Source organism: Flavobacterium anseongense (genome assembly GCF_021608185.1).
Classification (GTDB): domain Bacteria; phylum Bacteroidota; class Bacteroidia; order Flavobacteriales; family Flavobacteriaceae; genus Flavobacterium; species Flavobacterium anseongense.
Genome location: NZ_JAKIHN010000002.1, coordinates 396,442 through 409,447, shown reverse-complemented (window position 1 = coordinate 409,447; position 13,006 = coordinate 396,442). Strand labels below are relative to the sequence as shown.

General features: G+C 36.0%; 9 protein-coding genes. 2 read left to right on the top strand and 7 right to left on the bottom strand.

The features are described from left to right. Positions 1–41: 41 nt before the first annotated feature. The 5 genes from L1S35_RS04935 to L1S35_RS04915 form a co-directional block, all read right to left on the bottom strand. Positions 42–905, bottom strand: coding sequence for a bestrophin family protein (locus L1S35_RS04935; RefSeq protein WP_236397228.1), 864 nt, complete (start codon positions 903–905; stop codon positions 42–44). Positions 906–935: 30 nt separating this feature from the next. Beyond that, positions 936–2,234, bottom strand: coding sequence for a TolC family protein (locus L1S35_RS04930; RefSeq protein WP_370641055.1), 1,299 nt, complete (start codon positions 2,232–2,234; stop codon positions 936–938). 11 nt (positions 2,235–2,245) lie between these two features. Then, the gene (locus L1S35_RS04925) at positions 2,246–5,332 is read right to left on the bottom strand and encodes an efflux RND transporter permease subunit (protein ID WP_236397221.1); all 3,087 of its coding nucleotides are present in this window, start codon (positions 5,330–5,332) and stop codon (positions 2,246–2,248) included. 8 nt (positions 5,333–5,340) lie between these two features. Continuing rightward, positions 5,341–6,399, bottom strand: coding sequence for an efflux RND transporter periplasmic adaptor subunit (locus tag L1S35_RS04920; RefSeq protein ID WP_236397218.1), 1,059 nt, complete (start codon positions 6,397–6,399; stop codon positions 5,341–5,343). Between the two features lie 99 nt (positions 6,400–6,498). Then, a complete protein-coding gene (locus tag L1S35_RS04915) occupies positions 6,499–9,042 on the bottom strand; it encodes a DUF559 domain-containing protein (protein ID WP_236397216.1) in 2,544 nt (847 codons plus the stop codon). Between the two features lie 207 nt (positions 9,043–9,249). Here L1S35_RS04915 and L1S35_RS04910 point away from each other — a divergent pair, with 207 nt between their 5' ends. Both L1S35_RS04910 and L1S35_RS04905 read left to right on the top strand, forming a co-directional pair. Beyond that, entirely contained in the window at positions 9,250–11,283 is a 2,034-nt protein-coding gene (locus L1S35_RS04910) for a M1 family metallopeptidase (RefSeq protein ID WP_370641054.1), read from the top strand. Then, positions 11,280–12,182, top strand: coding sequence for a patatin-like phospholipase family protein (locus L1S35_RS04905; protein WP_236397209.1), 903 nt, complete (start codon positions 11,280–11,282; stop codon positions 12,180–12,182). Before L1S35_RS04910 ends, L1S35_RS04905 begins: the two co-directional genes overlap by 4 nt. On the opposite strand, the gene L1S35_RS04900 is transcribed toward L1S35_RS04905, so the two are convergent. Both L1S35_RS04900 and L1S35_RS04895 read right to left on the bottom strand, forming a co-directional pair. After that, complete coding sequence (locus L1S35_RS04900; protein ID WP_236397205.1) at positions 12,183–12,383, bottom strand: helix-turn-helix transcriptional regulator; 201 nt, start codon at positions 12,381–12,383, stop codon at positions 12,183–12,185. It lies immediately after the preceding gene. Further along, positions 12,373–12,852, bottom strand: a complete 480-nt coding sequence (locus L1S35_RS04895) for a hypothetical protein (RefSeq protein WP_236397203.1) — start codon at positions 12,850–12,852, stop codon at positions 12,373–12,375. The genes L1S35_RS04900 and L1S35_RS04895 overlap by 11 nt, the downstream gene beginning before the upstream one ends. Between the last annotated feature and the right edge of the window lie 154 nt (positions 12,853–13,006).

Sequence of the window (13,006 nt, the reverse complement as noted above, 5' to 3'; positions counted from 1 at the left end):
AACGTTCTCTTTTATCAGGAAGAAGTGCCTCCCCGCTATTCTTAAAGCAATTCCTCAACGTGTTTCTTAATGTTCTCCGAAATTTTCTTCGTTGGTAAATCATTGACATCACCACCAAACGGATCTTCGATTTCTTCAGCAATCAATTCCAAACTCGCCAAAACATAAAAGATAAAGACAATCACAGGTGCAGTATAATAACCCAAACTAAAAGAATAGCCAAAAGGTAAAGTCATCACATAAAAGAAAATAAATTTCTTGATAAATGCACTGTAAGAGTAGGGAATAGGAGTGTTTTTGATTCGCTCACAAGCTCCGCAAACATCGGTAAACGATTGGATTTCGGCATTCAGAATAATTAATTGGTCACCGGTTATTTTTTTGGCAACATACAATTCATTAATTTTTTGGAACATCAATTTTGCGACTTGATTGGGTTTGTGTTTGTGATGATCGATTTCTAAATCTAAATCTTCAAAAAGCTGTTTGCCTGTTTCTTCGTTTTTTAAATGTTTATACAATACATCGGCATAACTCGGAATGACTTTTCGGAAAAACTTTTTATCACTTTCATCATCCAAAATGGCAGACAACTTCATTGCAAAGTTACGGCTGTTATTAACCAAGCTTCCCCAAAGTTTTCGGCCTTCCCACCAACGGTCATAAGCGGTATTGGTTCTAAAAACCAACAATAATGAAATCACGAAACCTAACATTCCGTGCATAATCGTGATGTTTTTTACATAGCTGTTATCGGCTAACTTCCAATATTCAACTTCCATGTAACCTATGATTGCCGAATAAATTCCAATAGCAATCATTATAGGAAACAGTGTTCGGAAAGTATCTGCTTTGTGAAAACGGAAGATAAAGGTAAACCAGTCTTTGGTGTTGTATGATATCATTTTTGGTAGTAATTTGAATTCAAAAATACACTAAAAAGTCAAATTTCCGGCTAATTCTTTTAAGGTGATTTCATAAATTTTGGTCAAATACATTGCATTGCTGTAACGCACTTTGGCATCCAAAAAATTCTGCTGCGCGGTTCTGAATTCGATAGGTGTAATGGTTCCTATTTTGAATTTAGACAAAGTAATATCTAAATTTTGCTCGGCTATGTCTAAGTTTTTAGCTTCTACTTTGGTCAGTTCTAAATTAGTTAAATAACTTGTAAACGCTGAATTCAATTGGCTTTCCAAACTTAACTTTTGTTGTTCCAAAGTTACGGTTGCATTTTCCAACTGAACCTTTGCGATTTTTTCATTGCGATTTTGTTGGTTGCCGTTAAAAATAGGAACCGAAGCATTAATCCCATAAACTAAACCACGACCCGAAGATTGTGTTACAAATCCCAATGAAGCTTCCGAACGCGTCAAGTTGTAACCCGAAGTAATTCGAACTGTTGGATAACGACCGGCTTTGACTTGCTTTAATTGTTGTTCTGCACTGTTTTTGGTTAGTAATTGGACTTGTATTTGCGGATTCTGACTTTCGGCAGACGATTTTAATTCATCATATTTGAGCAGTTCATCCACCATAATTTTATCAGTTACAACAAAATCGGTTTGGACATCTCGGGCTAAAATTTCATTCAAACGAATCTTAGTCGTTTTGATTAATTCCAGTTGTTTAAGTTGCGAACTTTTATCCGAATTTAAATCGACTTGAGCGTTCAACACCTCCAGTTTTGAAGCTTTTCCAATGTTAAAACGGTTTTGTGCCGTATTGACTCTTTCCTGTGAAATAACAATTGCAGTATCAATCGCCGCCAATTGTTGTTGCTGTTGTACCAAGTCGAAATAGTTTAGATAAACATCACTTATTCTGGTTAGTATGGCTAATTTTAATTCGGCCTCGCCCTGTTTTTGCAAAATGTTAAGTTGCTCTTTTCGGGCAAACATTCTCATGCCGTCAAAAACCGTCCAGTCTAATCCAATGCCGTATGTCAAGTTCATATTTCGTGCGCCATCTAAAGTTCTTTCTGAACCGTCAGCTTGGGTTTGCGTGGTATTTAAAATGCTATTATTATTTACCACTGTAGCGTTAACGGTAGGCAACATTCCGGCATTTCCTATGGAGTTGCTGAGTTCGTCTACTTTCAGTTCGTTTTTAGCTAACTTGATTTCATAGTTATTTTCCAAAGCAATTTTCACAGCATCTTCTAGTTTTAATAATTCCTGCGCTTGAGTTTTTGAAACAAAAACCAACAGCACAACAATATATAGCGATTTCATTTTCATAATTTTTACTTTTCTAAAGCTTCTAAATTATCAAACTCCGGTCTGTGTTTCTTGGCTCGTGACCATAGCAAATAAATAGAAGGAATTACAAATAGTGTTAAAACTAAAGAGAAGATAGTTCCTCCAACAATCACAACTCCCATTCCGATTCTACTGGTTGAAGCTGCTCCAAGTGATAATGCAATCGGTAAAGCACCAAGAGCAATTGCCAAACTTGTCATTAAAATTGGACGCAATCTCGCTTCTGATGCCTGAACAATCGCATCGTATTTTGATAACCCTTGTTCCCGTAATTGATTCGCAAACTCGACTATTAGGATTCCGTTTTTCGTTACGAGACCAATAAGCATCACGGTTCCAATTTGGCTGAAAATGTTCCAGGTTTGCCCAAACAGCCAAAGCGAAAACAACGCTCCGGCAACCGCCATAGGCACGGTTAAAATGATAATAAATGGATCAATAAAACTTTCAAACTGTGCCGCCAAAATCAAATAAATCAACAGCAACGCCAAACCAAAAGCAAACATAGTATTCGAACTGCTTTCAACAAAATCACGTGATTCACCACCCAAATCGGTAGTAAAACTATCGTCGAGCACTTTGTTTTTAATTTCGTCCATAGCGTCAATTCCGTCACTTATGCTTTTTCCCGGAGCCAAACCGGCAGAGACTGTAGCCGACATATATCTGTTATTGTGATACAATTGCGGCGGATTACTTTGCTCGTCCACTTTTACTACGTTGTCTAACTGAATCAATTCTCCTTTATTATTTTTGACAAACATTGAAGTCAAATCTAATGGCTCGTCCCGATCTTTTTCATCAAATTGTCCGATGACTTGGTATTGTTTTCCGTTTCGCATAAAATAGCCAAAACGCTGACCGCTTAAGGATAATTGAAGTGTCTGTGCAACATCCAAAACCGAAATACCCAGACTTTCCGCTTTTTCCCTATCGATAGTCACATTGATTTCGGGTTTGTTGAATTTCAGATTCACATCCACATTGGAAAAGGTTTCATTCTGATTCGCTTCATCCATAAATTGCGGAATTTTTTCGCGCAATTTTTCAAAATTCGGTGCCTGAATTATATACTGAATCGGCAAACCTCCACGTTTGTTTACAGCAATAGTTGGTTGTTCGGAAATGGTGACTTTAGCCTGAGAATATTTTTTGGTCCATTTGGTAAACTTTTCGGCAATATCTTTTTGAGAACGCTCTCTTTCTTCCGGATCTTTTAGTGCCAAACGCACTCTACCGCTATTCACAGAAGCCGATGCAAAACCAGGAGCCGTTATGACTAAAGCTATTTTTTTCTCAGGAATAGAATCGTCAACCAATTGTGATAACTCCTGCATGAATCTGTCGGTGTAATCATAAGTTGCTCCTTCCGGAGTTGTAACACCAACGATAATAAGGTTTCTGTCATCATAAGGAGCTGTTTCTTTCGGAATGATTTTAAAAAACAATACAATCAATCCGATACAAACAATCAAGATTGGAAAACTAAGCCATTTCTTTTGGATAAAACTTTCCAAAGATTTTGCATATCCTTTGTTTAAACCTTCAAAATAAGGTTCTGTAAAGGTGTAAAATCGAGTTTTTTTCTGTTCGCCGCCTTTCATCAGATAAGCATTCAACATTGGGGTTAATGTTAAGGAAACAAAGGCTGATATTAAAACAGCAGAACCAATGACGACACCAAATTCCCTAAAAAGCCTTCCCACAAAACCATCTAAAAATATAATGGGTAAAAACACCGCAGCTAGTGTAATGGAAATAGAAATTACGGCAAAGAAAATTTCGTTCGAACCTTTGATAGCGGCTTCAATTGGAGACATGCCTTCTTCGACTTTTTTGAAGATGTTTTCGGTGACTACAATTCCATCATCCACAACTAATCCAGTGGCTAAAACGATTGCCAAAAGCGTCAATACATTAACCGAAAAACCACATAAATACATAATAAAAAATGTAGCAATCAAAGAAACAGGAATATCAATCAACGGCCTGAATGCAATGGCCCAATCCCTAAAGAACAAGAAAATAATCAGGATTACCAAAATCACCGAAATCAGCAAGGTTTCCGCGACTTCTACCACCGATTTTTTGATAAATAAAGTATTGTCAAGCGCGACATTAATTTTAACGTCTTTTGGTAAATCTTTTTTAAAGGAGTCGAATTGTTTGTAAAACTGTTCGGCAATATCGAGGTAATTTGTTCCCGGCTGTGGAATGATTCCCAAACCAACCATTGGTTGTCCGTTTGATTTTAGTTGGGTTTCCAGATTTTCAGGACCTAATTCGGCGCGACCGATATCGCTCAAACGGACAATTTTATCAGCATCGGCAACGATAATAATGTTATTAAATTCCTTTTCATCAGAAAGATTCCCCATGGTTTTTACGGTCAGTTCCGTATTGGCACCGGTTAGTTTCCCTGAGGGTAATTCTACGTTTTGTTTTTCCAAAGCAGTTCTTACATCTGAAACGGTAACACCATAGGAAGATAATTTTACCGGGTCAATCCAAATGCGCATTGAATAGCGTTTCTGTCCCCAAATTTGAACACTGCTCACACCCGGAATAGTTTGTAATCGTTCGGCAATTACATTTTCGGCATAATCACTTAGTTCTAGTGTATTTTTGGTGTCGCTCTGAACGGTCATTGTAATAATCGCATCAGAATCGGCATCGGCTTTAGAAACTACCGGCGGAGCATCAATATCCTTTGGTAAATTTCTAACAGCCTGTGATACTTTATCACGCACATCGTTAGCTGCTTCTTCTAAGTTTTTTTCGAGTTTGAATTCAATAGTAATATTGCTCGAGCCTTGATTACTCGAGGAAGTGATGTTTCGTATTCCATCAATGGAATTAATTGCTCTTTCTAAAGGTTCCGTTATTTGTGATTCAATGATATCAGCATTGGCACCAGTGTAATTAGTTCTTACTGAAATTTGCGCCGGATCAATCGAAGGAAATTCACGAACGCCCAAATAACTGTAACCAATAATTCCAAAAAGAATAATAGTCAGATTGATGACAATTGTAAAAACGGGTCGTTTAATACTTAAAGTGGATAAACTCATGTTTTAAGTTACTTGATTTTTACTTTGATATCGGCTTCATCTTTAAGCGACATCACTCCTGAAGTCAAAACAGTGTCGCCAATTTTTAATCCAGAGATAATAACAACGTCTTTATCAGTGCGGGTTAGTGTTTCTACTTTAACCACTTTGGCTTTTCCGTTATTGGCAATAAATACCGTTTTGCCATCCTGAACAGGAACAATCGTTTCGCTCGGAATGATGATAGCATCTTTGATATTGCGCAACGGTAAATCAATATTGGCAAAAGTGCCAGGTAATAATTTTCCACCAGAGTTTTCTGTTAGCGCACGGATTTTCATAGTGCGAGTTGCTAATTCAATTCCGGGTTCAGAAGCATATATTTTAGCTGTAAACTTCTCGGTCATGTTCGGAACTGTAAAGCTAATTTGTGAGCCTTTGGTAATTTCAGAAGCATATTTTTCAGGAATTGAAAATGTGATTTTTAGTGGATTGGTGTTCACTAAATTAGCAATCAAAGTTGTTGGAGTAACATAAGTTCCGGGAGAAATATTTCGCAATCCAATCTTTCCCGAAAATGGAGCTCTTATTGAGGTCTTTCCAATTTGTGCATTAATTAATTGCGTTTGCGATTTTGCAGTTCGATAATCAGCGCTGGCAATATCATATTCTTCCTGACTGATGGCTTCTTTTTGTAATAGCAGTTTGGCTCTTCGTTCGTTTTCGGAAGCTAAACTTTCTTTGGTCTTGGCTTGTGCTAATTGTGCTCTGAGTTCGATATCGTCCACTTTTAGCAAAACCTGTCCTTTACTAACTTGACTTCCTTCTGAAAAGGAAATACTTTTTACAAGACCGGAAACTTCGCTGTGGATTTCTATTTGTTCGTTGGCTTCAATAGAACCTGAAAGTGAAATTACATTCGAGAAATTTTGAGGTTCAACAACGATAGCACTAACACTAATAGCTGGTTTCTTGCCATTTTTATCGTTCCCTTTTTCGTTTTCGGATTTGTTTTTTGTGATTCTGTAAACAATCATTCCACCAAGAGCAAGGGCAATGATGGTTATGACAAGATATTTTATTTTCATTTAGAAATGTATTGTAGAGATTTCTCTACAAAGCTACTTCTTACGGATGGAAATGGCTGTACGGTTAATTTTTATTTAACATTTGTAGCAAGAGCTTTTTTAGCTGATGTAATTCCATATGTTTTTCTTTTTCGAGAGTTCTATAAAAACACTTCTCAAAGTTTGGTGTTCGGGCAAAGTCATTGACGGATCTTTTTTCAAAAGTTTCAAAGCTTCATTTCGGGCAACCATCAAAATATCTCTGTCTTTTACCAAATCAGCAATCTGAAGTTGTAAAACACCGCTTTGTTGTTTGCCCATAATATCGCCCGGACCACGAAGTTTTAAATCGACTTCGGCAATTTCGAAACCATCATTGGTTTTACACATAGTTTCCAAACGTATTTTACTATCGCTCGATAATTTAAATGAAGTCATCAAAATACAATAACTCTGTTCAGCACCACGACCTACACGACCACGCAATTGGTGAAGTTGCGACAAGCCAAAACGTTCGGCACTTTCAATAATCATTACACTTGCATTTGGGATATTTACGCCGACTTCAATTACAGTCGTTGCAACCATTATATTGGTTTTTCCTTCAGCAAAGCGTTTCATTTCAGCATCTTTATCGGCAGGTTTCATTTTGCCGTGAACTATAGAAATGCTGTATTGCGGCAACGGAAAATCTCTCGAAATACTTTCGTAACCATCCATCAAATCTTTATAATCCATCGTTTCACTTTCCTTTATCAATGGATAAACGATATAGATTTGTCTGCCTTTGGCGATTTCATCTTTAATGAATTTCCAAACCTTTAGTCGGTTGCTGTCATAACGATGAACGGTCTGAATTGGTTTTCTTCCAGGTGGCAATTCGTCAATCACCGAAATATCTAAATCGCCATACAAACTCATAGCTAATGTTCTTGGAATTGGAGTAGCAGTCATCACTAATATGTGAGGCGGAATAGAAGCCCCACCAACCTCCCCAGCGGGGAGGCTTTCCAATATTGCGCTGATTTTTTTTAGTACTTCAGAGTTATTTGCGATTACTTCTTCATTGGTAAACCTAATAACTTTGAAACCCAATTCATTTAAGATTTGTGTTCGCATTTCATCCGCTTCTTTTTGTTCGATAGTGTTATGATAGCCGCCATCAACTTCCACGATGAGTTTCTTTTCGATACAAACAAAGTCAACAATGAACATGTCAATTATGTGTTGTCTTCTGAATTTATAAGCCAAATTTCTATTTTGCAAACATTCCCATAAAATGGTTTCAGCTTGTGTGCTGTTCTTTTTATTTTGATTTTTAAGTTCCTTTAATAGATTATATGTTGATGGTCTGGCAGTTTTATATTTTTGAATCACCTTTTCAACTTCCCTCCTTTGGAGGGACAGAGGGAGGCTTCCTTTCTGCCAAAGTTTAGAGCGTTGTTCTACACCAAAACGATGTTGCTCGTCAATGATGGCTAAACCCAAATTATGAAACTGTACTTTGTCTTCGAGTAGCGCATGTGTGCCGATGAGAATATGTAAGCTTCCGTTTTCTAACTCTTCGTGAATGATTTTTCTATCGGCAGTTTTGGTTGAGCCAGTTAATATTTTTATGTTGATATTTAAGTGTTTAGCTAATTCTGTTAAACCATTAAAATGTTGATTAGCCAAAATTTCTGTTGGTGCCATCAGACAACTTTGGAAGCCATTATCTAAAGCGATCAGCATTGCCATCAGCGCCACAATAGTTTTTCCCGAACCAACATCGCCTTGTAAAAGTCGGTTCATTTGAGCATTCGTGCCCATGTCATTTCTGATTTCCTTTAGCACTTTTTTTTGTGCATTGGTCAGCTCGAAAGGCAAATGATTCTGAAAGAAATTATTAAAATTTTCACCAACAACAGTAAACGGATGTCCTTTGATTTTGTGTTTCCGAACCAGATTTTTGGTAATCAATTGCAATTGAATAAAAAACAATTCTTCAAACTTTAATCGGAATTGTGCTTTGGATAAAAGTTCCTGGCTTTTTGGAAAATGAATATTAAACAAAGCTGCATTTTTCGGAATCAATTTTAATTCGTCCAAAAGATAAGCCGGCAAGGTTTCTACGAACTTAGCTTGGGTTTCCAAGAATAATTGCTGCATCATTTTATTGATGACGCGATTCGAAATGCCACGATTGGTAAGTGTTTCCGTCGATGGATAAACAGGTTGCATAGCAGAACGCAGACTTTGCTCATGCTCAGCAAACAACTCCATTTCGGGATGCGCCATATTAAAAGTGTTTCCAAATGAAGTGACTTTTCCAAAAATCACATATGGAACATTGAGCTTCAAACTATCACGAATCCATTTGTGACCTTGAAACCAAACGAGTTCAATTTCGCCGGTTTCATCCACGTAAGTGGCAACCAATCGCTTTTTGGCTTTGCCAAATTCAACCGTTTTGATGTGAATGATTTTGCCAATGATTTGAACTTCGCTGTCGTTTTTTTGCAATTCGTTGATTTTGTAATAACGGGTTCTATCAATATATCGATTCGGATAAAAATTGACTAGATCCTCATAGCGATGAATCCCCAATTCCTTGCGCAGTAACTCACCACGTTGAGGTCCAACGCCTTTTAAGTATTCAATGGGAGTTTGCAAAAGATTATTCATTTTTAAGCCACGAATTCACGAATGATTTTTAGGTTTAGCGAAGATAGTTTTTTACGGAAAATTATAGTACACTTTTTATATACAAATTCATTTAGCTATATAGCTACTCGACTATTCATTTACTCCAAAGAGAAAAATGATTATATTCGTATCAGATATTGTATTTCAATGCGACATTTATTTTTGCTCCTTTTTACTGTTTTTTCTTTGGCTCAACAAACCCAAAAGGTAGATTTTAAAACTGCTTATGGGAACATCTCGATTAATCCTATTGAGAAGAAAGTTTCGGGTTCAGTTCGCTATGTTTTTGATGTTAAGCAAACTATCGATACCATTAAAATTGATGCCCAGAAGATGGGTATAACCAATGTAAAAATCAACAATAAAGCGGTAAAATCCACCAATACAGGAAAAACACTAAATCTTTTTGAAGGTTTTAGTACCGGGAAAAATACAGTCACTTTTAACTACGAAGCGACTCCAAAACAAACCATGTATTTTAATGGTGATTTTAGTAACGAAATCATCAGAAATCAGCAAGTTTGGACTCAAGGCCAGGGGAAATATACCAGCCATTGGTTTCCGAGTTTTGATGATGTGAATGAAAAAGTGGTCTTTAATATGAACATTAGTTTCGACAAAAAATATCAGGTTTTGTCAAATGGTGTTTTGCTCGATGAATTGCCCAATAAAAATGAAATGATTTGGAAGTATGAAATGAAAAGTCCAATGAGTTCTTATTTGTTGGCGGTTGCAATTGGCGATTTCAGACATCAGGTTGTGGCATCGAAATCGGGAATTCCGATTCAGCTTTTTATTCAGCCAAGAGACACTGCCAAATTTGAAGCAACCTATCGTTATTCAAAAAAAATATTTGATTATCTCGAAGAAGAAATTGGTGTGAAGTATCCGTGGAAAATCTACAAACAAATTCCGGTAGAAGATTTCCTCTATGCCGGAATGGAAAATACATCAGCGACAATTTTCTCAGAAGATTATGTTGTGGATGACATTGGATTTAACGACAGAAATTATGTCAATGTCAATGCGCATGAGCTGGCGCATCAATGGTTTGGCGATTTGGTTACAGCAAAATCCGGCAAGCATCACTGGTTGCAGGAAGGTTTTGCAACTTATTATGCTTTGTTAGCGGAACGACAAGTTTTTGGTGATGATTATTTTTACCATCAATTATACAGAACTTCTTTGCAACTTCGAAATGCTGCGAGAACGGATACAATTCCGGTGATGAATGAAAAAGCGAGCTCGTTCTCATTTTACCAAAAAGGCGCATGGTCACTGCACTTAATAAGGGAAACAATTGGACCAAAATTGTTTCAGAAAGCTGTAATCAATTATTTAAAAAAGTACCAATATCAAAGCGCTGAGACTAATGATTTCCTTGCTGAAGTTAGAAAAGTATCCGACTTTGATACCGAAACATTTAAGAAAGTTTGGTTAGAAGATTATCGTTTCCGAAGTGATGAAGCCAATGCATTGTTGAAGAAGAATGAGTTCATACGAACACTTTTTGAAACCCAAAAAATGCGTTTAAAACCATTTGTTGAGAATAAAGAAAGATTTGCGACATTATTGCAATCCAATGTTTTTTATCCCGTAAAAACCGAAATTTTGTATCAGATAAAAGACATTCCTTTTGAAGATAAAAGGGAATTACTGCTTTTGGCATTGCAAACAAATCACATCAAAGTGCGTCAGTCTGTGGCTGAGTTTACCGATGATATTCCGGTAGAATTCAAAGCTAATTATGAAACATTATTAGATGATGCTTCTTATGATACGAGAGAGATTGCCTTTATGAATTTGTGGAAAAACTTCCCGGAAAGTCGAAGTGCTTATCTCGCGAAAGCCCAGAATTGGATTGGCGGTAATGATAAAAGTTTACGATCTTTATTCCTAACTTTTTCAATCGAAAATCAAAGCCCTGAAAAGGATAAGTTTTACAATGAATTGGTTGATTATACTTCACCAAAGTATGAAAGTTCTGTTCGTCAAAATGCGATTATTAATGCCTTGGCCATCAATGAAAATGATCCAACAGTTTTGAAAAATTTGGTGAATGCAACGACTCATTACAAATGGCAGTTTACAAAATTTGCCCGGGATAAAATCAGAGAATTGTTGATTGGCGGAGCAAAGCCTCAGTTTCAGGCTATATATCAAAGCCTTTCTGAAAAGGAAAAATCGCAACTTGACAGACTTTTAGAAGAAAAAAAATGAGAGCATTAGTAATTTCCGGTGGAGGCAGTAAAGGTGCTTTTGGTGGCGGAGTTGCACAGTATTTACTTCAGGAAAAATACTGTAAATATGACATTCTTATCGGAAGCTCAACAGGAAGTTTGTTAATTCCGCATTTGGCTTTGGGTGAAGTAGACAAGATTCATGGCATTTATACGAATGTAGACATGAGCAAAATTTTCGACATCAATCCTTTTGTGGTAAAGCATAAGAATGATGTTGATGTGGTTTCTATCAATCATTTTAATGTGCTGCTACAATTTTTAAAAAGAAAAAGAACTTTTGGAGAAAGCCATAAACTTCGAAAATATATCAAGAAGAATTTTACTTTAAAAGAGTTTACCCAATTGAAATCTTCCGGTTGTGATATAGTTGTTACAGTTACTAATTTGTCTAAAAACGAAGTTGAATATAAGTCGATTCAAGATTTTGAATATGAAGCCTTTTGCGATTGGATTTGGATTTCCTGTAATTATATTCCGTTTATGAGTTTGGTGCAAAAGAATAATTTCGAATATGGCGATGGCGGATTTTCGAGTTTGGTTCCCATAAGAGAAGCGATTAATCGCGGTGCCACTGAAATAGATGTCGTGATACTAGAAACTGAGGTGCAAATTTCTCCCAGAAACATTGGAAAAAATCCATTTTCACTGATGATTGATTTGTTTCAGATACTTTTAAATCAAGTGGAAAAGCATGATATTACCATTGGAAAATTGGCGGCCAAAAATAAAAATGTAAAACTCAATTTATACTATACGCCGACACAACTGACCAGCAACGCTTTGATTTTTAACAAAGAAAAAATGAGACTTTGGTGGCAGCAAGGTTATGACTATGCTAAAAACAAAAGTGAATTAATGAGTGATAATTTGCAGTAATCAATCCTCGTTTTCCAAACTAAAAATTTCTTCTACCGGTTTTTCAAAAAACTTTGCCAGCTTGAGAGCTAGAACAGTTGAAGGCACGTATTTTCCTTTTTCCATAGCGTTTATGGTTTGTCTGCTGACGCTGATTTGTTTGGCCAATTCTTCTTGAGAAATATTCTTAATAGCTCTCAAAACTTTTAGATTATTCGTCATCGTTAGAAGTTTTATTGAGTTTGTAAATCAAATAATGAAAGCGTATGATAAAGAAAAGTAGCAATGTAAAAGTATTGAAAAACAATATGTTGAGATAAGAAAGCCCATAAACGAATATCGTAAAAAACAAAATCAATCCATAGTTTAAATAGGTTGCCCAAACCAGACTTTCGTATCTTATTTTGGAAGTAAATTCATCTTCAATTTTTAATTTGGAAAAGCCTATTAATAGACCACCAATAATCAAACTAAACAATAATACTTCATCAACTATACTATTCTTAATCACAATAAAACAATTATTTTCCCCTAAAATATCACCATCAGTAAATGAAAAAACGTTAACAATCCAATAATTGTCAATAGTAAGATCTGCAATAGAAATAATTAGCGAAGCAATAAAGGATGGAACAAACAATAACCAGCCTAACTTCTTGAATTTGTTCGGAAATAAAAAATGTGTTTTCATGTTATGAGTTTTTAAATTCATTTCAAAAGTAAATTATATTTTACTAATAGACAAATAAACTTTACAAAAAGTTTATTTTATTTTACATTTAGTTGGAAAAATGTACACTTTTTGCCTACTTTTTATTGACAGCTTTCCATTATTTTTAGTTTAT

What these genes read in the sequence shown, in the direction of transcription:
- L1S35_RS04935 (WP_236397228.1), bottom strand. Translation starts at nt 905, where the DNA reads ATGATATCATACAACACCAAAGACTGGTTTACCTTTATCTTCCGTTTT.
- L1S35_RS04930 (WP_370641055.1), bottom strand. Translation starts at nt 2,234, where the DNA reads ATGAAATCGCTATATATTGTTGTGCTGTTGGTTTTTGTTTCAAAAACT.
- L1S35_RS04925 (WP_236397221.1), bottom strand. Translation starts at nt 5,332, where the DNA reads ATGAGTTTATCCACTTTAAGTATTAAACGACCCGTTTTTACAATTGTC.
- L1S35_RS04920 (WP_236397218.1), bottom strand. Translation starts at nt 6,399, where the DNA reads ATGAAAATAAAATATCTTGTCATAACCATCATTGCCCTTGCTCTTGGT.
- L1S35_RS04915 (WP_236397216.1), bottom strand. Translation starts at nt 9,042, where the DNA reads ATGAATAATCTTTTGCAAACTCCCATTGAATACTTAAAAGGCGTTGGA.
- L1S35_RS04905 (WP_236397209.1), top strand. Translation starts at nt 11,280, where the DNA reads ATGAGAGCATTAGTAATTTCCGGTGGAGGCAGTAAAGGTGCTTTTGGT.
- L1S35_RS04900 (WP_236397205.1), bottom strand. Translation starts at nt 12,383, where the DNA reads ATGACGAATAATCTAAAAGTTTTGAGAGCTATTAAGAATATTTCTCAA.
- L1S35_RS04895 (WP_236397203.1), bottom strand. Translation starts at nt 12,852, where the DNA reads ATGAAAACACATTTTTTATTTCCGAACAAATTCAAGAAGTTAGGCTGG.